The organism is Bacillus sp. TE8-1, from assembly GCF_008368855.1.
Classification (GTDB): Bacteria; Bacillota; Bacilli; order Bacillales; family Bacillaceae_G; genus Bacillus_A; species Bacillus_A cereus.
In genome coordinates, this window is the sequence record NZ_QPET01000021.1 from 300,778 (window position 1) to 322,685 (window position 21,908).

Here is a 21,908-nt window from a genome sequence, read left to right on the forward strand (position 1 = left end):
TAATAAAGGGGTAGTAAAGAATGCCTAACAGTCAAAAGATTCGTCATTCGTTATCATCTGCGCAGTCTGGTATGTGGTTTGCGCAACAATTAGATCCGCTTAATCCAATTTATAATACTGGGGAATATGTAGAAATAAACGGAAATATTCATCAAGACATTTTTGAATTAGCTGTACGTAAAGTTGTAATGGAAACAGAAGCACTTCATGTTCGCTTCGAAGAGGATGAAATTGGCCCATGGCAAGTTATTGAAGAATCACAGTTTCATATGCATTTTATTGACGTTCGTAAAGAAGAAAATCCTGAAGAAGCTGCTAAAGTATGGATGAAAAATGATTTATCTATGCCAGTCGATTTGAAAAAAGATACTTTATTTACTGAAGCACTTATTCAAGTTGAAAATAATCGTTTCTTTTGGTATCAGCGCATCCATCACATTGTGATGGATGGCTATGGATTTTCACTTCTTAGCCAAAAGGTAGCGAATGAGTATACATCACTTATAGAAGAAACAAACAAGAATGAAAAACCATTTGGTTCTCTTGCAAAAGTCGTGCAAGAAGATATTGAGTATCGTGAGTCTAAACAATTTCAGGAAGATCGTATTTTTTGGTTAGAAAAGTATGCAGATGAACCAGAAGTTGTAAGTTTGGCAGAACGAGCACCGAGAACATCAAATGGATTTTCACGAGAAACAGCTTATTTATCTAGTTCTAGCACGAAAACTTTACTAGAAGATATCAATATTTCGTTAACAAGTTGGCCGGAATTCATTGTCGCTATAACAAGTATTTATATGCATAAATTAACAGGTGAAAATGATATTGTTTTAGGTTTACCGATGATGGGACGTCTAGGTTCTGTATCTATTCATACACCAAGTATGGTAATGAATTTAGTTCCACTTCGTATTACAGTAACTCCAAATATAACTCTTGCAGAATTATTGCAACAAGTTTCTAAAGAAATCCGAGATGTACGTCGCCATTATAAATACCGTCATGAGGAATTAAGAAGAGACTTAAAGTTACTAGGTGAAAATCAAAGGTTGTTTGGACCGTTAGTGAATGTTATGCCTTTTGATTACGGGCTTAACTTTGCTGGAAATCGTGGTATTACGCATAACTTATCAGCAGGACCTGTCGATGATTTATCAATAAATGTATATAAACGTTTTGATCAAAATGAGCTAATGATTCATTTTGATGCGAATCCCGAAGTATATAATGGCGCGGAGCTAGCATTGCATAAAGAAAGATTTATGAATCTATTTGAATTAGTAGTAAATAATTATGAGAAAAACGAGTCGATTGGAAAAATAAACATTACTCTGCCTGAAGAAAATCATAAAGTTTTATTGGAATGGAATGAAACGAAGGAAGACGATGAGTTAATCAGTCTGCCTATATCATTTGAAAAACAAGTGCAAAAAAATCCCAATAAACTAGCGATTACTTGTGACGGTGTAAACCTTACGTATAAAGAGCTAAATGAACGAGCGAATGAACTAGCACATTATTTAGTAGAAGAAGGAATACGACCAAACCAGTTTGTAGCTTTAGTATTCCCTAGATCAATAGAAATGGTAGTTAGTATGCTAGCAGTCTTAAAGGCTGGTGCAGCGTATTTACCAATAGATCCAGAATACCCAGCAGATAGAGTTACTTATATAGTAAATGATGCAAAACCAGTTTGTATCATAACACATTCATCTGTTTCATCTAAGTTAGTTATAGAAAAGGATATGAAAAAAATTGTATTAGATGACGAAGAAACGAAACTAGCGTTACATACATATTCTCGTATGAATATAGCATGTAAGAATGATGTATCACTGTTAAACCCAGCCTATACAATATATACTTCAGGCTCAACAGGAAACCCAAAAGGTGTAATTGTTCCTATGAGAGGTTTAAGTAACTTTTTAATGGCTATGCAACAAAAGTTTTCATTAAATGAAAATGATCATTTATTAGCAGTTACAACGTTTGCATTTGATATTTCTGCACTAGAAATTTATTTACCTCTTATTAGTGGTGCAAGTTTAACAATTGCGCAAAAAGAAGACATACAAGAGCCTTCTGCATTAACGACACTTTTACATGAAGAAAGAGTGACCATTATGCAGGCTACACCGACGCTTTGGCAGGCGTTAGTAACTGATTATCCAGAGAAGCTACAAGGGCTAAGCATACTTGTTGGTGGTGAAGCTCTTCCAGCGCATTTAGCAAATAAATTACGAGAATTAGGTTGCTCAATAACTAATTTATATGGACCAACTGAAACGACGATTTGGTCTACTTTCATGAACATTGATGAAGGTGAAAAGGGTATACCTCCTATTGGAAAACCAATTTGCAATACAGAAGTGTATGTATTGGATGCAGGGTTACAACCAGTTCCACCTGGAGCTATTGGTGAATTATATATTGCAGGGGAAGGACTTGCAAGCGGATATTTAGGAAAACCTGAGTTAACAGCTGAACGGTTTGTTGCAAATCCTTATGGAGAATCAGGGAAGCGCATGTACCGTACAGGAGATCTTGTGAAATGGCGTAGTGATGGTGCGTTAGAGTACATTAGTCGCGCAGATCATCAAATTAAAATTCGTGGATTCCGAATTGAATTAGCTGAAATTGAAACGGTATTACAACGACATAAAAATATTCAACAAGCGGTAGTAATGGTACGAGAAGATCATGCAAATGATAAACGCATCATTGCGTATATCGTTGCAGAAGAAAAGGAACCGATTAATCTTTCAGAAATTCGTTCTTATGTTTCAGAAAGTTTAGCGAATTACATGATACCATCAGCATTTGTTGTGCTAGAAGAATTACCATTAACGCCAAATGGTAAGGTGGATAGAAAGAAATTACCTGCTCCTGATTTTAATGGAATGAACAATGAGAGAGTTGCTAGAAATCCGAAAGAAGAAATATTATGTGATTTATTTGCAGAAGTACTTGGTGTCTCTCGAATTAGCATTGATGATAATTTCTTTGAAATGGGTGGACATTCACTTCTCGCATCTCGTTTAATGGCTAGAATTCGTGAAACGTTAAGCGTGGAATTAGGAATTGGGAAACTATTTGAATCACCAACTGTTGCCGAACTGGCGAAACAATTAAACCATGCAAAAAGCGCAAGACCAGCTATTCAGAAAGCAAGTAGGCCAAATGAAGTTCCACTTTCATTTGCACAGCGCAGGTTATGGTTCTTAAATTGTTTAGAAGGTCCAAGTCCTACTTATAATATTCCGCTAGTCATTCGTATGAATGGAATATTGAATCGGGAAGCATTACAAGGTGCTTTTTATGATGTAGTTGAGAAACATGAAACACTTAGAACAATTTTCCCTAACGTATTAGGTAGTTCCTATCAGAAAATTTTAGATATGGAAAACTTAAATCTAGAAATGGTTATAACTAATACATGTAAAGATGAATTAGAAAGTGTACTTTCAGAGGCGGTAAGATATAGCTTTAACCTCGATTTTGAGCCGGCAGTTCGTTTACAACTTTTTACAGTGAGTGAAAACGAACATGTATTATTAATTCTATTACATCATATTGTAGGTGATGGCTGGTCATTACAGCCGTTAACGAGAGATTTTACAGCGGCGTATAAAGCGCGATGTCAAGGGGACAGAATTCAGCTGGAGTCACTTCCAGTTCAATACGCAGATTATGCACTTTGGCAACAGCAATTGCTAGGTGATGAAACGACACCAGAGAGTCTTATTTCAACACAATTAGATTTTTGGAAAGAAGAACTTAAAGGTTTACCAGACCAAATGGAGTTACCTACAGATTTCCAGCGTCCAATTGAGACGAGTTACCGCGGGGAAACAATTCATTTTCATATAGATGAAGGTATGCATAGTAGGTTAGTAGAGCTTGCACGTGAGAATGGAGTTAGTTTGTTTATGGTATTGCAAGCAGGGCTTAGTGCACTATTTACAAGATTAGGTGCAGGCACTGATATACCCATTGGAAGTCCGATTGCTGGAAGAAATGATGATGTACTTTCAGATATTGTTGGTTTATTTGTAAATACATTAGTGTTACGTACAAATACTTCAGGAGATCCAAGTTTTAAAGAATTATTAAATAGAGTGAAGCAGGTAAACCTTGCAGCTTATGAAAATCAAGATGTTCCATTTGAAAGGCTTGTTGAAGTATTAAATCCAGTACGTACTCGAAACAGCCACCCGTTGTTTCAAGTTATGTTAGCTTTTCAAAATACACCAGAAGCAACGTTTCATGTACCAGATTTAGAAGCGAGCCTTGAAATTCAAAGCGTCGGTTCTGCAAAATTTGATTTAACATTTGAAATTAGTGAGAATAACGGAGTTGATGGTACTCCGAACGGTTTACATGGATTACTAGAGTTTAGTACCGATTTATATAAACGTGAAACGGTTCAAAAACTAATAGAACGATTCATTTTGTTATTAGATGATGCAGCTACAAATCCGGATCGATCAATTGGCACATTAGAAATATTAGCTGTAGCAGAGAAAAATACAGTGTTAGAAAAGTGGAATGGTGGTTTTCAAATTGCACCAGAAATGACATTGCCACAATTGTTTGAAAAGCAGGTTCATATAAATCCAAATTCTATTGCTGTTGTCTTTGAAGATAAGAAATTAACTTATGAAGAGTTAAATAGAAAAGCAAATAAAATAGCTCGATTCCTAATAGCAAAAGGGATTGGTCCTGATCAACTCGTTGCTTTAGCGATGCCAAGATCATTAAACATGGTTGTAAGCTTATTAGCTGTTCTTAAAGCTGGTGCTGGATACCTTCCGTTAGATCCAGATTACCCAGCAGACCGTATTTCATTTATGCTACACGATGCGAAACCATCACGTGTTTTAACGAATTCAGAAGTGGAAATTGAATGTGATGAGGCACTAAAAGTTTTAGTTGATGATGTGAAAGTACTAGCAGAAGTTGAGAAATATAGTGAAGAAAATATTGATGAAGTGGAACGAATTAAGCCATTATCTCCATCACATATTGCTTACGTTATTTATACGTCAGGCTCAACGGGTAGACCGAAAGGCGTTATGATACCTCATCAAAATGTAGTAAGACTTTTAGGAGCAACTGATCATTGGTTCCAGTTTGACGGAAACGATGTTTGGACGATGTTCCATTCATACGCTTTTGATTTCTCGGTTTGGGAAATTTGGGGACCTTTATTATACGGAGGGCGTTTAGTTGTAGTTCCACATACTGTAAGTCGCTCGCCGAAAGAATTTTTACAGCTTCTTGTTAAAGAAAAGGTTACGGTTTTAAACCAAACTCCATCAGCGTTCTATCAATTGATGCAAGCAGATCGTGAAAATGAAGAGATCGGCCAAAAATTATCTTTACGATATGTTGTTTTTGGAGGAGAAGCACTTGAGCTAAGTCGCTTAGAAGATTGGTATAGTCGACATCCTCATAACGCACCAAAGCTTATTAATATGTACGGTATTACGGAGACGACAGTGCATGTTAGTTATATTGAATTAGATGAAACTATCGTCTCTTTACGAGCAAATAGTTTAATTGGGTGCAGTATACCTGACCTTAAAGTGTATGTGTTAGACAACTATTTACAACCAGTCCCACCTGGAGTAGTTGGAGAAATGTATGTTGCAGGTGCAGGACTTGCGCATGGATATTTAGGAAGAGCAGGATTAACGGCTGAACGCTTTATCGCAGATCCATTTAGCAAGCCAGGTACAAGAATGTATCGTACAGGAGACTTAGCTCGCTGGCGTAATGATGGGACGCTAGATTATATAGGACGTGCAGATCATCAAATCAAAATTCGTGGATTCCGAATTGAATTAGGAGAAATAGAAGCAGTCATAATGAAGCACCCTAAAGTTGAGCAAGTAGCCGTTATTGTACGTGAAGATCAACCAGGGGATAAACGGTTAGTTTCTTATATCGTTGCATCAAATAATGAAGCAATTGATACGAATGAAATGCGTCAGTTTGCTAGTGGTAGTTTACCAGATTATATGGTTCCATACGCTTTTGTAGTAGTAAATGAGTTACCTTTAACTCCAAACGGTAAATTAGATAGAAAGGCATTGCCAGCTCCAGAATTTATCGCATCATCTTCTAGTCGTGGTCCAAGAACACCGCAAGAAGAAATGTTATGTGACTTGTTTACAGAAGTGCTAAGTGTACCTCAAATTGGAATTGATGACGGATTCTTTGATCTTGGTGGTCATTCACTCCTTGCAGTGCAGCTTATGAGCCGCATGAAAGAGGCGCTTGGAGTGGAACTAAACATTGGTACTTTATTTGCATCACCGACTGTTGCAGGGTTAGCTGAAAGACTTGAGATGGGGAATGGTCAAAGTGCACTTGATGTGTTGCTTCCATTACGAGCAAGCGGGGATCAATTACCACTATTTTGTGTACATCCAGCAGGTGGATTAAGTTGGTGCTATGCAGGACTTATGAAATCTTTAGGAACAGATTATCCAATCTATGGTGTACAAGCACGTGGTATTGCTAAAAATGAAGAACTTCCAAAAAGTTTAGAGGAGATGGCGGCGGATTACTTGAAACATGTTCGTGAAGTACAGCCTTATGGACCATATCGTTTATTAGGTTGGTCGCTTGGAGGAAATGTTGTGCATGCAATGGCGGCGCAACTACAAAATGAAGGGGAAGAAGTAGAATTACTCGTTATGCTTGATTCTTATCCTGGACACTTCTTACCAAATACGGAAGCGCCTACTGAAGAGGAAGCGTTAATTGCATTACTTGCTTTAGGCGGATATGATCCAGATAACATGGATGGTAAACCCCTTACAATGGAAAGTGCAGTTGAAATCCTTCGTAAAGACGGAAGTGCATTAGCAAGTCTTGAAGAAGAGACTATATTGAACTTGAAAGAAACATATGTAAATTCAGTAGGGTTGTTAGGGAAATATGTACCGAAAGTTTATAACGGAGATATCTTATTCTTTAGATCTACTGTTATACCAGACTGGTTTGATCCTATTTCTCCAAATACGTGGCTAAATTATTTAGACGGGCAAATTGTGCAGCACGATATTGATTGTAGACATAAAGATCTATGTCAGCCAGGTCCACTTACGGAAATTGGGCAAGTATTAGCGAAATATTTGCAGAATAAGAAAGGGGTAAGTAGAGTATGACGAATCCATTTGAAAATGATAATTACACATATAAAGTATTAATAAATGAGGAGGGCCAGTATTCTCTCTGGCCTGCTTTTCTCGATGTACCTATTGGCTGGAATGTCGTATATGAAGAAGCTAGTAGGCAGAGCTGCTTAGAATATGTTGAATATAACTGGAAAGATTTGAATCCACAAGGTAATCAAGTTCGCGAAAAAACATTAGTAGGAAAACGATAATGAAAGAAAAACTAAATCCAAAAGTAGTTGTAAGTATCGTTTATATAACTGCGATGTTTATGGCTGCGATGGACGCAACGATTGTAAATGTAGCACTGCAAACGATAAGTAGGGAACTACAAGTACCTGCATCTGCAATGGGGACGGTGAATGTTGGGTATTTAGTTAGTTTAGCTGTTTTCCTTCCGATTTCTGGTTGGTTAGGAGATCGTTTTGGTACGAAAAGAGTATTTTTAATTGCTCTTTTCGTATTTACAATTGCCTCTGCTTTATGCGGAATGGCTAACGATATTACTTCATTGAATATTTTCCGTATCATTCAAGGTGCTGGTGGAGGGCTTTTAACACCGGTCGGAATGGCGATGTTATTCCGAACATTTTCACCAGAGGAAAGACCGAAGATTTCCCGGTTCATTGTACTGCCAATTGCTGTAGCACCAGCAGTTGGTCCTATCATCGGTGGTTTCTTTGTAGATCAAATGTCTTGGCGTTGGGTATTTTATATTAATCTACCGTTTGGAATCGTTGCATTGCTCTTTGGACTTCTATTTTTAGCAGAGCATGTTGAAAAATCAGCTGGTCGCTTTGATTCGCTCGGCTTTATTTTATCAGCACCAGGATTTGCGATGCTCATATATGCACTCAGCCAGGGACCGTCAAAAGGATGGATTTCTCCAGAAATTATGAGTACCGGGGTAGCTGGGGGTGTATTCATTACGTTGTTTATAATCGTAGAACTGAAAGTAAAGCAACCGATGTTAGATTTACGCTTATTAAAAGAACCAGTCTTTAGAAAGATGAGCCTTATATCATTATTTTCATCAGCCGGTTTATTAGGAATGTTATTTGTTTTTCCACTTATGTATCAAAATGTGATAGGAGTTTCCGCGCTAGAATCAGGACTTACGACATTTCCAGAGGCGATTGGATTAATGATTTCTTCACAAATTGTGCCATGGTCATATAAGAAATTAGGAGCTCGAAAGGTAATTTCTATTGGATTAATATGTACGGCGGTTATATTTGTTTTATTGAGTTTTGTAAATCACGATACGAATCCGTGGCAAATCCGCGCATTATTGTTTGGTATCGGTATTTTCTTAGGTCAATCTGTCGGTGCGGTTCAATTTTCTGCCTTTAACAATATCACGCCGCCTTCTATGGGGAGAGCTACTACTATATTCAATGTGCAAAATCGACTAGGTTCAGCAATAGGAGTAGCTGTTTTAGCTAGTATACTAGCCGGTTTTGGAAGTAATAACGTTCAATTCGATTTTTTACCATATCAAGCAGCACTAATTGGATCAGCAATATTTTTGCTCATAGCACTACTATTTTCTTTACGTATTTCCGATAAAGAGGTAATGTCAAAGAAGAAAGAAAAAACATTATCTGTATCAGAAAAAGAGAAAGTACTTGTCAATGAATAACAATATACGCATGCTTTCTTATGAAAATTGATATTCGTTGAATAAAGGAGAGTTTACATGATAGAAAGTAAAGTTGTAGATTCTATTCCAACTTTGAATGAGAATGATTGTCAAATATGGTGGGCAAGAATTTCAGATTTACAATCATGGCATTACAATTTACTAAATGATATAGAGCGAGAGAAAGCAAATTCGTATCACCATTCGGCAGATCGAGCTCGTTTTATAATAGGTTGCGTAATAAGTAGATTAGTTCTCGGTAAGATACTTTCTATGTCACCAGTCCAAGTACCAATTGATCGAATGTGCTCAGTATGTAAATTGCAGCATGGAAGACCACAATTACCAGAAGGTATGCCGCAATTATCCGTTTCACATTCAGGTGAGTGGGTTGTCGTTGCTTTTACAAAATCTGCACCTGTTGGCATAGATGTAGAACAAATGAATCCAAATGTAGATGTTATGAAAATGGCAGAAGGTGTATTAACAGACATTGAAATAGCGCAAGTTATGAAACTGCCAAATGAACAGAAAATAGAAGGATTTTTAACATATTGGACTCGAAAAGAAGCGGTGCTGAAAGCGACAGGTGAAGGACTAATGATTCCGCCAGTACATATTACAGTATCAGCTCCAAATGATCCTCCAAACTTGTTGGTTTTTAAGGATAGACAAGAGTTATTAAATAATACAATGATGGAAGATGTAAAGCCTAGTTTAGATTATAGGGCCTCTGTTGCAATATTCAGTAAGGAAGTAACTGAAATTACGCAATTAGATGCGGCAGCACTTTTAAATCTTAAATAAAAAAATTATAGAAGAGGTGTTCCTCATGTTAGTAGCGGAAAATAGAAAGAATGAATTCACTTATAACGTACAAGCAATTAAAAATATTTTATTTTCTGGAGATACATCATCCATTCATGCTTTAGAAAAGCTTTTAAATGATACAGTTCAGTTTGATGTTCTTGAACAAGAGGCACTTGGTAGACAGTACATTCCGAAAGAAGCAAAGAATTTCTTTGATAAAGATGGAACATTTCTTTACCGTGTATCTAATGTTAGTTATAAAGGCAAGGTGTTATCTGAAAATCTAATTTTTGCAGACACTTCGTTTTTACCGGACGCAATAAAGAGTGAATTAGAGAGTGGAAATATTCCTGTTGAAAAGCTTATAGAAAAGATGGAAGTAAGAAGAAATGTATTATATGAAGGATATCAGCCATCTGGAAATATTATTGAATTGTTTGATGGATGTTCTGTTACAGCGAATGTGTATCCAACTAGAAAGTATCAAATTGTAAGTAAATGCAAATGTGTATTTTATATTTGTGAAGTGTATCATGCAGAGAATATAAAGCAATTACTTAAATAAAAACAAGAAACCAGCCTATAAAATGGCTGGTTTCTTGTTTATTTAACAGCTTCTTTTAATTCTTTACCTGCTTTAAATGCAGGAACTTTACCAGCGGCGATTTGAATTTCTTCGCCAGTTTGCGGATTACGTCCTGTACGAGCAGATCTTTCGCGCACTTCAAAAGTTCCAAAACCGATTAGTTGAACTTTATCTCCAGATTGTAATGCATTAGCAATTGTGTCAAATACGGATTGTACAGCTGCAGAAGCGTCCTTTTGAGAAATATCAGCTGATTGAGCTACGTTTTTAATTAATTCTGTTTTGTTCATGTTTTCACCTCATAAAAAAATTTTTGGAATGAATGTTTTAGTATAATAGATAGTAAAGATAAAGCTATCACTATGATTAGATAGAATACTATATAATTATGTTAATTTCGTTGCAAGAGACTGAATCCCTTCTATTATTTAGGGATTAATTAAGAATCGATGCATATAAAAAGCTTTAATATGAGGATGAGGGGGAGTATATGAATGATTTTTCGTGAAAAAAATGAGAAGGAAAGTATATTAATTCGTCAACATGATCATGGTTTTTTAGCTGGAGAGATTGCAAAACATATAAAAGAAGACTTTTTTGAAAGTAAAACATATTTAAAAGAAACAGTTGATGCAATATATGAGCATGACAGAGGATGGATAGAGCTTGATAAAGTACCAATTTTGAATGATGCTAAAAATATTCCATATACATTTATGGATTGTCCAAGCCCATTACGTTTTGTTTTTTATACGATTGGTTTGAATGAAATTGAAAATTCTAATCCATACGGGGCATTGCTTTGTAGTAAACATTTTTTATCATTTCCACTAAACGAGGAAGATGAAGAGATGATGTCATTTTATAAACATGAATTAGAACGACAAAAAAGAATTTTGAAAACGTTAACAAAGGAACAGTTTGCGATGTTCGATAAACATTATAGATTATTAAAGTTTTGTGATGAACTTTCTTTATACGTATGTATGAATAAGCCTGGTGTCAAAAAGAAAGATGAAATTGACTTATTTAAAGATGGTTTTGAAGGAACAGAAATGTTTAATAGTAAAGAGGAGAAACTTATTCAAGCTGAATGGGTGGACGAGGAAACGATTCGGATTACACCATTTCCATTTCAAACGGAATTTTATACGTATGTAAAATATAAAACGATAAATAAGCATGAAATGAAAGAAAAAGGGATTGCAAAGGCTGATAGAGAATCAGAAATGAAGAAACAAACCATTCGTTTCATACAATAAGGAGGTAATATAAGTTGAAAGATTATATATTAAAACAGTGTGATTACCATGCTTGGGCTAATACTAGATTATTCAATCGATTAAAAGAGTTACCAAACTATGAGACGATTTTTAATGAGCAGATACAGAGTGTATTCCCATCCATTAAGGATACTTTTGTGCATATTTATATTACAGATCAAGTGTGGTTACATATATTGCATGGTAAAAGTATGGATGAAGCAATACAAGACCGAGAAGATTTACGAAAACAAATTGAAACTAAATCGTTACATGAATTAGAAAAAATGTTTGAAAACATGGCAAATCAATATAAAGAGTTTTTAATTACAATACAAGATGTGAATGCTGTATTTGTTATTGAGAATCCATATGTAGGGAAATTAGAAACTTCGATTTTAGAATTAGTGCAACATGTCGTAAATCATGGTACATATCATAGAGGAAATATAACAGCGATGATCCGTCAACTTGGTCATTCGTCAACAATGATGGATTTTGTACTGTATTTACATATGGTTAAAAAGCAGGGAGAGTAATATAGTTTGTAAAAAGGAGAGGCTTTAATTGTAGAAGTCTCTCCTTCTATTTTATCCGGCATTAATGGTAGATCGACTGATTAAAATTTTACTTTATTTATTAAGAAGCTTTATTTTCTTGTAATTGCTTAGCGTATTGTACAGCCTTATATGCATTGACTCTACCGTTTTTCCAGTACGTACCTGTACCACTAATTTTATCAGTAGTAGACTCAATAATTTGGCGGATTTGTGTATTGCTATATCCTTGATTTGCTAAAAGAGCTGCGACTCCTGCAACATGAGGTGTTGCCATAGATGTACCACTTAATGATTGATACGTACTTCCTTTATATGTTGAATATATATTTGAACCTGGTGCTGCAACATCTACCCAGCTACCATAAGTAGAGAATGAAGATTTTCTATCTGATTGATCTGTAGAAGCAACTGCAATTACTTCGCTGTAATAAGCAGGGTAATTAGCTTTTGTATTTCCAGCATTTCCAGCAGCTGCAACTATAACAGAGCCTTTATTCCATGCATATTGAACGGCTTGTTGTAATGCAGTACCACCATTTGGAGCTCCTAAACTTAAACTAATTACTTTTGCACCCGAATCAGCAGCTTCTCGAATACCTTGCGCTACAGCATCAAGAGTACCACTTCCTTGATTATCTAATACGCGGACAGCATAAATTGAAGTTTGTGGGGCAACACCAGCAATTCCGACGCTGTTATTCGTAAGTGCTCCAGTAATTCCAGCGCAATGTGTACCATGACCATTACCATCATCAGATGTATTGTCGTTATCAACATAGTCATGCCCGTAAATTACTTTCGAAGCCAAATCAGGGTGTGAGCCTTGAACTCCTGTATCAATAATAGCTACTTTTACACCAGGATCACTTCGTTGGCTATCCCAAGCTTGTGGAGCTTGAATCTTTTGTAATCCATATTGATTATTAAAATATGGGTCGTTTGGAGTCCAAAAGGCGTGAACGTAATAATTCGGTTCTGCATATTCCACATCTGGATTATTTTTATAACTCTTTATTTTTTCTTTTACAGTACCTTTTGAAAATTGTACGACTTCAAAACCTAACTTATCATCTTTAGATAAGACATTAGCTCCGACAGATTTATGAAAAGATTGCACATTACTTAAAGATGCATTTTGTTTGAACTTAACGATTAATTGGTTAGGAACGTAATCAGTAGATGATGTTTCAGCACTTGAAGTATTCGTGTTAAAGAAGAAACCACCAATAATAAATGATAAAACAGATAGGAAAACAATGATTTTGTTTTTCAAAAGATTTTTCCTCCCTTTTCTTGGATGAGTTTTTCAGCGACACTTTAATGTCGCATTCCTTTTCAACTATATAGTTAGACCATACGATTTATGACATTTATGTGAAAAACTTTTGGAGGAATAAAAAGGAGTAAATATTGATATAAATATATTTTTAATGATAGTAATTGAGTAAAAGAGGGGATGAAAAAAGGAATGCTCATCATGTATGAGTCATTCCTTTTTTCATAGATTAACTTGCCTGTTTTTTATTATTTTCTTTCAATTTCTCTGCTTGTAAAAAACGATTCGTTTCAGCAACAACAATACTACTTAATCCAATTAGACCAATCAAGTTTGGAATTGCCATAAGTCCATTTGCAATATCAGCAAATGTCCATACGATTCCTAGCTTTAAATTAGCACCAATTGCAATCATGACAATAAAGATTGCTTTATAATATTTAACTGCACTTTCTCCGAATAAATAAGCTACACATTTTTCTCCATAATACGACCAACCTAAAATAGTAGAGTAGGCAAATAAAATAATTGCGATACCGAGAATCATACTACCAGCAGTACCAAATACAGATTGGAACGCAAGTGTTGTAGCTTCAACGCCAGTTTTACCAGATTTCCAAGCGCCTGTAGTGATTAATACTAGTCCTGTAATTGTACATACAATAAACGTATCTAGAAAAGTACCAGTCATTGAAACTAAAGCTTGCTTTGCAGGCGAATCAGTTTTTGCAGCCGCAGCAGCAATTGGTGCACTCCCTAAACCAGCTTCGTTCGCAAATACACCACGCGCCATTCCGATTTGGATAGCTGATGCAACTGTTGCCCCGATAAAACCACCAGCAGCTGCTGTACCATTAAATGCACCAGAAAAAATAAGTGAAAATGCTTCTGGAATTTGGTCGTAGTGATAGAAAATAATGATAAGACCAGCAATTATATAAAAGAAAGCTTTAATAGGAACGACATATCCCGTCACTTTCCCGATTTTTTTTACACCGCCTAAAATAACAATTGCGATTAAAAATGACATTACTATACCAGTTAAAGCAGGAGGGAAAGAGAAATTAATTCGCATTGCCTCTGCAACTGAATTAGATTGCACCATATTACCAATACCGAAAGAAGCAGTTGTACCAAATATAGCGAATAATATAGCAAGCCATTTCTTACCTAAACCACGCTCTAAATAATACATTGGTCCACCTGAATATTCACCATTTTCATTACTAACACGGTATTTCACTGCAAGTATTGCCTCTGCATACTTTGTTGCCATACCGAATAAAGCGGTAATCCACATCCAAAATATTGCACCAGGACCACCAATTGTAACAGCTGTTGCAACACCGGCTATATTTCCCATACCAATCGTTGCGGCCATAGCTGTCATAAGTGCTTGGAAGTGACTAATATCTCCAGAAGAAGAGGCATCTTCTGATTTTTTAAATGCTAGTTTGTGAGCGTATAATAGTTTACTAAACTGTAAACCTTTTAAACGCACTGTGAGAATGATACCTGTTCCAACGAGTAGCAACAAAGTTGGTAATCCCCACACGTATTGATTTAGTTGTTCTAATACTTTACTTACTGTCTCCATCTTTATTCTCCTTTTTTAGAAAAAATAAAAACCACTTCAAGTAAATGAAATGGTCTCTGGAGAAACAAGGGATAGAAAAATAAACCGATACAATCGGCTTTTTCTTTCGCTTGTCTCTGTCCTTTTACCTGAGAGATTATCCGCTAAAGTAGCGGATTTGCTCCTTCGGTGCTCGTTTTCCTCCGCGCTCTATGAAAGCGAGAGGGAGTCTCTCCAGAGATTCGTCCCCATGCAGTTCTACTTGTAACCAAGACCTGAGAGTTTCAAAGTTGGTATAACAACTTTTTGCCCCGTCGGTAGATCAATAGACCTTCTCCTGAATGGTTCATCCGAATTATAAAATTTATAAACACATTGATTGTAAATCAATAAAAACATTATAGACATACAAATTGTGAATTGCAATCATTTTTTATTTTAAAATAGTAAATAGTTTTATTTTTTTGTAAGTCCTAATTTATCTTCAACTTCATTTAAAGTAGATAAAGCGATGACAATATGTTGATCCGCAAGTCCTAAAGCTTGTTTTGTTTTTTCAATAGTTTCATTGGTTGGAGTAGAGTTATTTGCTCCGTCTATAATTAAATTTGCTGCATTTTTCATGAAATTTGATGCGGATTTAAACTGAGTTGTGAATTGAAGTAGTTGTTTTTGTATATCTATATCTGTTATGTTTTCTTCAATTTTAAGCGTGTCTATTTCGTTCATAATTGTTTCGTACTGTTTGGAAACAGCACTCATTGTAACTAATAGTTTATTTCGATCTACTGAATCTCCATTCGTGTTAATCTCTTCCCAGGCAGGTAACCAATCTTTTTCGATGATGTCATTATAATGAGTAGTCAATTCATTAATTTTAGGTTGTAATTTCGTTTTGAAAGTTTTTGTCTCCGCTGTTTCTACAGTTGCTTTTTCGCTGTTATTATTAACATTAGTAACGTAGAAAATTGTACCAAAAATGATGAAAATAGAAATAACAACTGTCCATTTAGTAAAAAGTAATTTCTGCAATATGTAACGCCTCCAAAATTTAAAAACTTATAATTATAATATATAACAATAATGTTGTTTAAAGTAGAGAAAATAGGTTAGAAATAATTTAAATTATGTCTTTTCTATACGTGAATAATTAAATTTAGTAAAATGATGAAAGTTATATGCGAGAAAAGAGGGTTTTTAGTGAAAATGAATAGAAGAAAACTGGTTTTAAGTATTTCAATGGCTATGTTATTAGTTGGTTTATTTGCACTCATATATGTAGACAAAGAATCTAAAATTAAAGATTTTCCAGTGCCAATGTCAGCAATCCATATTAACGATGATAATGAAGAGGACTATCAATATATAAGTGTAATGCCTATTACAAAGGCAAATGGATGGGAGAACTTAGGGGAAAACGGGCATACTGTTAGTTTTAAAAAAGAGGAGCGGAAGGTAACTGTATTACATTATCCAGGAGAAATTACGTATTATTTATTTGAAAAATAATTGATGATAAGAGAGATAGGGAGTAGATGATAATGTAGGATTGTTTACTTTCTATCTTTTTTGGATTTTAATTCTGAATTGTTTGAATTTAAAATAGTATGCGTATAGAATAAAATAGTATATTTTATTGAATGATATAAATAGTAATACATAATTATATTATGTAAACTATAACTGGGATAAGAAAACAAAGTAAGAGATTTTAATTTTTATATTTTAGATGTATTTTTACACGGTAAGTATTCTCGTAATCAACTTACAACATTTACGGAGGGCATCAAATTTTGATTAAGTAATGGAGTTGATAACAAAAAATTAATGTTTGTGTATATGGAAAAATAGAAAGTATGGCGAGTGGGAAATGGATTGGATCATAAGGGGGAATTAAAAATGCTACTAAAAACAATCTACTGTAAGGTGGAAGAAGAGAAAAAGGAATTGTTTTCAAATGCGCAAGGAAAATGGCGTGATATACGGCACCTAGATGGGTTTCATGGACAATTTGGTGGATGGTATGAAGATGAGGCATGTGTATTTACTTTATGGGAAGATAGAAGTACATATCAATCATTTATGAATGGTGCTCACGATACAATTTATTTAAATAGTAATCAAGAGGATACGTTTCTTTCATGTGAAATTGAATTATTTCAAACGTTGTATGATATAACTGATACGCATTTGAAAGACGTTGTTACAGAAGGATCATTCGTAAGAATTGCTATATGTGATGTAAAGGTGGAAAAGGAAAATCATTTTTTACAGAAGCAAGAAACAATTTGGAATAAAGGAATGGAAAAAGCAAAAGGAATGTTAGGTGGAGTAGTTGGGAAGTCTTTAAAAAATGAAAATCGTTACATAGTGTTAACGTATTGGAAAGATGAAAAGACGCATCAACATTATGTGGAAGAGATTTTCCCAGGTTTATATAAATTAGCTAATATTCATGAAGAGATAGAAGAGATAAAAGGAAAACAAGCTGTATGTAAGGAAGAATGGCTTGTATATTAAACGCTGAAAAAGTGCATAAATGAATGTATAATAAAGATATTTTCTTATAAACAAGTAATTAATAGAAGACGTTATATACCCTTTCATGTTAATATATTTAAGTTATAATAGGAGGCTTACCCTTTTGTATTGTACGGTAGAAGCAGTGTGAGCTTGAAATTTTTTTTAGAAAAGGATGTGCCTAATTTGCGTATCAATAAATTTATTAGTGAAGCTGGAAAAGCGTCTCGACGTGGAGCGGATAAACTAATTAATGAGAGAAGAGTAATTATTAACGGTAAGGTTGCAAAAATTGGTGACCAAGTGAACCCAGGTGATGATGTACGAGTAAATGGAGAGCAGCTTCGAATTGCTCGAGATCACGTATATATCGCTTTAAATAAACCAGTAGGTATTACATGTACGAGTGAAAAATCAGTAAAAGGTAATATTATCGATTTAGTGAACCATCCTTTACGAATTAGTCACATTGGACGTCTTGATAAAGACTCAGACGGTTTAATTTTGTTAACGAATGATGGTGATATTGTTAATGAAATTTTACGTGCTGAAAACAAACATGAGAAAGAATATATCGTTTCAGTAGATAAGCCAATTACACCTGATTTCTTAGAGAAAATGGCAGCGGGTGTTAAAATTTTAGGAACAAAAACGCTTCCTTGTGAGGTTACACAGTTATCAAAATATGAGTTCCAAATTATTTTAACACAAGGGCTAAATCGTCAAATTCGCCGTATGTGTGAAGCTTTAGGTTATCAAGTATACACGTTAAAACGTACGAGAATTATGAATATCGAATTGAATAATTTACCAGTTGGGCAGTGGAGAGATTTAACGAAGAAAGAGAAAAGACGTCTATTTGCAGACTTAAATTACGAACCACAAGATTGGTAAAATTGTGAAGTGAAACCAAAAAAAATTGGTTTCACTTTTTTAAATTAAATAAATAATTTTTTTAAACACTTGCAAAAATAAAATGAATAAGATATATTAAATAACAATAAATGGATGTTTTACAAAAAGCAAAGAAAAGGACACGAGTTATTTTCCCCGGTTATACAGAGAAGGAAGGAAAGCTGAGAACTTCCTAACGCAGAAAAATAACTTACCACCTTAGAGCTGCACTAGGGAAATGAAGTATCTAGTGCCGTGTATGCGACGTTATCGCAAAAGAAGCCATTATGTTTTTTGTGATGGGAATCTGGGTGGAACCACGGATATAAGCATATTCGTCCCTATATTTAGGGATGAATATGCTTTTTTGCATTCAATTTCATAATAAGCGAAGAAAAGGACACGAGTTATTTTCCCCGGTTATACAGAGAAGGAAGGAAAGCTGAGAACTTCCTAACGCAGAAAAATAACTTACCACCTTAGAGCTGCACTAGGGAAATGAAGTATCTAGTGCCGTGTAAACGACGTTACCGTAAAAGAAGCCATTGTATATTTACAATGGGAATCTGGGTGGAACCACGGGTAAAAGCACGCTCGTCCCTATTTTAGGGATGAGTGTGCTTTTTATTATGAAATGGAGAGATGAAAAATGAAAGAACAAATGATTGAAATTAAATTTCCAGATGGTAGCGTTAAAGAATTTGTAAATGGAGTTACTTTAGAAGAAATTGCTGGATCCATTAGCAGTAGTTTGAAAAAGAAAGCAGTCGCGGGGAAAGTAAATGATGGATTATATGATTTACGCCGAAATATTGAAGAAAATGCGGAAGTGGAAATCATTACTATAGATTCAAATGAAGGGGTAGAAATTGCAAGACACTCCGCGGCACATATTTTAGCGCAAGCTGTAAAAAGATTGTATGGTGATATAAATCTTGGAGTAGGACCTGTTATTGAAAATGGATTTTATTATGATATGGATCTTCCAAGTAGTGTAAACATAGAAGATTTACGGAGAATCGAAAAAGAAATGAAAAAGATCATAAATGAAAATATAAAGATAGAACGAGTTGAGGTTTCTCGAGAAGAAGCAGCTAAACTGTTTCAAGAAATGAACGACTGCTTGAAATTAGAACTTTTAGAAGCAATTCCTAGTGGGGAAAGTGTAACACTATATAAACAAGGTGAATTTGTAGATTTATGTAGAGGACCACATTTACCATCTACAGGTTATTTGAAAGCATTTCAATTAACTCACGTTTCCGGTGCATATTGGCGAGGTGATAGTAATAACCAAGTGCTTCAGCGCATATATGGTGTTGCATTCTCTTCTCAAAAAGAATTAGAAGAGTATTTACATTTCGTTGAAGAAGCAGCAAAAAGAAATCATCGTAAGTTAGGCAGTGAGCTTGAGTTATTTATGTTTTCTGAAGAGGCTCCGGGAATGCCGTTTTATTTACCGAAAGGACAAATGATTCGTAACGAATTGGAAGCATTTTTAAGAGAAATTCAAAAAGAGTACAATTATCAAGAAGTACGCACTCCGTTCATGATGAACCAAGAAGTATGGGAGAGATCAGGGCACTGGGGACATTATAAAGATAATATGTATTTCTCTGAAGTAGATAATAAAAGTTTTGCATTAAAACCGATGAACTGTCCAGGACACATGCTTATGTTTAAAAATAAATTGCATTCTTATCGTGAATTACCGATTCGTATGTGTGAATTTGGTCAAGTACATCGTCATGAATTTAGTGGTGCGTTAAACGGATTATTAAGAGTACGTACTTTCTGCCAAGATGATGCACATTTATTTGTAACTCCAAAACAAATTGAAGATGAAATCAAATCCGTAATGGCGCAAATTGATTACGTATATAAAACTTTTGGATTCGAGTATGAAGTAGAGCTTTCTACTCGTCCAGAAGATTCAATGGGTGATGATAAATTATGGGAGCAAGCAGAAGCGGCATTAGAAAATGTATTACAATCGCTAAATTATAAATATAGACTAAATGAAGGTGATGGCGCATTTTACGGGCCGAAAATTGATTTTCATATTAAAGATGCTTTAAATAGAAGTCACCAGTGCGGAACAATCCAGCTTGATTTCCAAATGCCAGAGAAATTTGATTTAAATTATATAGATGAAAATAATGAAAAGAAAAGACCAGTTGTTATTCACAGGGCAGTTTTAGGGTCATTAGATCGCTTCTTAGCAATATTAATTGAGCACTTTGGAGGTGCGTTCCCGGCATGGGTGGCACCAGTTCAAGTGAAAGTAATTCCAGTTTCAAATGCAGTACATGAACAATATGCCAATGAGATTGCACATAAATTAGCACAAGCTGGAGTTCGTGTTGAACAAGATGCACGAGATGAAAAATTAGGATATAAAATAAGAGAAGCACAAATGCAAAAAGTACCGTATGTTCTTGTTATTGGGGATAAGGAAATGGAAAACGGAGCTGTAAATGTACGTAAATATGGGGAAGAGAAGTCAGAAGTTATTGCGCTAGATGTATTTGTGGCAAGTATTGAAGAAGAAATAAAGAATAGAAAATATTGATTGTAAAGAAAACACACTATTAGAAATTAGTGTGTTTTCTTTTTTATCTTACAAAAATGTAAGGTAAATGTAAGCGAAATCGAGGGAACGAGTTGTAGAAAAATGAGAATATGAAGTAGGAAAAAGGTTCATGTTACAGGTGTAACTCTTCTTAAATGAATAATTAAAAAATTCTTAAGGATTCACATGACAAAATAATAAGAAATATGTGAGAAATTAATTTTATACAAAAGGGATGGAGTGAAAGAGATGTCAACAAATGTAGTTACTGTAGAAAGTGTAGAAAAAACGTATGGGAAAAGAAATGAGAATCAGTCAAAAGCATTAAGGGGTGTATCGTTAAGTATTAAAGAAGGAGAATTTGTCGGGATCATGGGACCTTCTGGGTCTGGAAAAACGACTTTACTTAATGTGATAAGTACACTTGACCAAGCGACAGGTGGTAGTGTGACGATAGCTGGTACAAATATTACTTCTATGAAGGGCAATGCGTTATCTGATTTTCGCTCTCAAAAATTAGGTTTCATTTTTCAAGATTTTAATCTTCTAGAAAACTTATCAATTTATGAAAATATAGCTTTACCACTTTCTTTGCAAGGCGTACCGTCAAGTGAGATTACTGGAAAGGTAAATGACGTTGCGAAGAAATTAGGCATCACCGAAATTTTAACAAAATATCCGACGGCTGTTTCTGGAGGACAAAAGCAAAGAACAGCGGCGGCCAGAGCTTTAGTACATAATCCAGCAATTGTATTAGCAGATGAACCGACAGGTGCGCTTGATAGTAAAAACGCAAAAAGTTTATTAGAAGCGATGCAAGATTTACATGAAAATCACAATGTAAGTATTTTGATGGTTACACACGATGCATTTAGTGCAAGTTATTGTGAGCGTATTTTATTTATTCAAGATGGTCTTCTTTATAAAGAATTAAATCGTCAAGGCACTAGAGAGAATTTCTATCAAGACATTTTAGGTGTGCTCGCTCATATGGGCTCAGCTGCTGAGTCTAAGTAGGGGGCG

General features: G+C 35.0%; 16 protein-coding genes, 1 riboswitch and 2 other annotated features. Of the genes, 12 read left to right on the top strand and 4 right to left on the bottom strand.

Features of this window, described 5'->3' with window-relative positions; translation table 11 throughout:
• Positions 1-20: 20 nt before the first annotated feature.
• From DN404_RS20530 to DN404_RS20550, 5 genes are read left to right on the top strand one after another with little or no spacing between them, the layout of a single operon-like run.
• Entirely contained in the window at positions 21-7,178 is a 7,158-nt protein-coding gene (locus tag DN404_RS20530) for an amino acid adenylation domain-containing protein (RefSeq protein ID WP_149215390.1), read from the top strand.
• Positions 7,175-7,399: an MbtH family protein gene (locus DN404_RS20535; RefSeq protein WP_000184059.1), complete on the top strand. Its 225-nt coding sequence runs from the start codon at positions 7,175-7,177 to the stop codon at positions 7,397-7,399. Before DN404_RS20530 ends, DN404_RS20535 begins: the two co-directional genes overlap by 4 nt.
• Positions 7,399-8,829, top strand: a complete 1,431-nt coding sequence (locus DN404_RS20540) for an MDR family MFS transporter (RefSeq protein ID WP_006918579.1) — start codon at positions 7,399-7,401, stop codon at positions 8,827-8,829. Before DN404_RS20535 ends, DN404_RS20540 begins: the two co-directional genes overlap by 1 nt.
• Positions 8,830-8,886: 57 nt before the next feature.
• Positions 8,887-9,636, top strand: a complete 750-nt coding sequence (gene sfp, locus DN404_RS20545) for a 4'-phosphopantetheinyl transferase Sfp (RefSeq protein ID WP_006918580.1) — start codon at positions 8,887-8,889, stop codon at positions 9,634-9,636.
• 25 nt (positions 9,637-9,661) lie between these two features.
• Entirely contained in the window at positions 9,662-10,204 is a 543-nt protein-coding gene (locus DN404_RS20550; RefSeq protein ID WP_000959125.1) for a hypothetical protein, read from the top strand.
• Positions 10,205-10,242: 38 nt separating this feature from the next.
• On the opposite strand, the gene DN404_RS20555 is transcribed toward DN404_RS20550, so the two are convergent.
• Complete coding sequence (locus DN404_RS20555; protein ID WP_001043905.1) at positions 10,243-10,515, bottom strand: HU family DNA-binding protein; 273 nt, start codon at positions 10,513-10,515, stop codon at positions 10,243-10,245.
• A 204-nt stretch (positions 10,516-10,719) separates the two neighbouring features.
• Here DN404_RS20555 and DN404_RS20560 point away from each other — a divergent pair, with 204 nt between their 5' ends.
• The gene (locus DN404_RS20560; RefSeq protein WP_006918586.1) at positions 10,720-11,487 is read left to right on the top strand and encodes a DUF3891 family protein; all 768 of its coding nucleotides are present in this window, start codon (positions 10,720-10,722) and stop codon (positions 11,485-11,487) included.
• A gap of 14 nt (positions 11,488-11,501) precedes the next feature.
• A complete protein-coding gene (locus DN404_RS20565; RefSeq protein ID WP_016122462.1) occupies positions 11,502-12,026 on the top strand; it encodes a DinB family protein in 525 nt (174 codons plus the stop codon).
• Positions 12,027-12,126: 100 nt separating this feature from the next.
• On the opposite strand, the gene DN404_RS20570 is transcribed toward DN404_RS20565, so the two are convergent.
• From DN404_RS20570 to DN404_RS20580, 3 genes are all read right to left on the bottom strand, one after another.
• Positions 12,127-13,320, bottom strand: a complete 1,194-nt coding sequence (locus tag DN404_RS20570; protein ID WP_000790937.1) for a S8 family peptidase — start codon at positions 13,318-13,320, stop codon at positions 12,127-12,129.
• Between the two features lie 232 nt (positions 13,321-13,552).
• Positions 13,553-14,920 (bottom strand): alanine/glycine:cation symporter family protein, encoded by a 1,368-nt coding sequence (locus DN404_RS20575; RefSeq protein ID WP_000451035.1) that lies wholly within the window; start codon positions 14,918-14,920, stop codon positions 13,553-13,555.
• Positions 14,921-15,026: 106 nt separating this feature from the next.
• Positions 15,027-15,147, bottom strand: a riboswitch (glycine riboswitch).
• 208 nt (positions 15,148-15,355) lie between these two features.
• The gene (locus DN404_RS20580; protein ID WP_001170892.1) at positions 15,356-15,931 is read right to left on the bottom strand and encodes a hypothetical protein; all 576 of its coding nucleotides are present in this window, start codon (positions 15,929-15,931) and stop codon (positions 15,356-15,358) included.
• Between the two features lie 132 nt (positions 15,932-16,063).
• Between DN404_RS20580 and DN404_RS20585 the strand changes: the two genes are divergently transcribed.
• The 5 genes from DN404_RS20585 to DN404_RS20605 all read left to right on the top strand — a co-directional run bounded on the left by DN404_RS20585 (position 16,064) and on the right by DN404_RS20605 (position 21,902).
• Positions 16,064-16,408 (top strand): hypothetical protein, encoded by a 345-nt coding sequence (locus DN404_RS20585; RefSeq protein WP_048558420.1) that lies wholly within the window; start codon positions 16,064-16,066, stop codon positions 16,406-16,408.
• Positions 16,409-16,798: 390 nt separating this feature from the next.
• Entirely contained in the window at positions 16,799-17,419 is a 621-nt protein-coding gene (locus tag DN404_RS20590) for a DUF4937 domain-containing protein (protein WP_000925169.1), read from the top strand.
• 186 nt (positions 17,420-17,605) lie between these two features.
• Positions 17,606-18,313 (top strand): 23S rRNA pseudouridine(2604) synthase RluF, encoded by a 708-nt coding sequence (gene rluF / locus DN404_RS20595; RefSeq protein WP_001222171.1) that lies wholly within the window; start codon positions 17,606-17,608, stop codon positions 18,311-18,313.
• A gap of 122 nt (positions 18,314-18,435) precedes the next feature.
• Positions 18,436-18,659 (top strand) — a binding site (T-box leader).
• A 36-nt stretch (positions 18,660-18,695) separates the two neighbouring features.
• Positions 18,696-18,918 (top strand) — a binding site (T-box leader).
• Between the two features lie 44 nt (positions 18,919-18,962).
• Positions 18,963-20,885, top strand: a complete 1,923-nt coding sequence (gene thrS / locus DN404_RS20600; protein ID WP_149215391.1) for a threonine--tRNA ligase — start codon at positions 18,963-18,965, stop codon at positions 20,883-20,885.
• 249 nt (positions 20,886-21,134) lie between these two features.
• Positions 21,135-21,902, top strand: coding sequence for an ABC transporter ATP-binding protein (locus tag DN404_RS20605; RefSeq protein WP_000106426.1), 768 nt, complete (start codon positions 21,135-21,137; stop codon positions 21,900-21,902).
• The last annotated feature ends 6 nt before the right edge of the window (positions 21,903-21,908 follow it).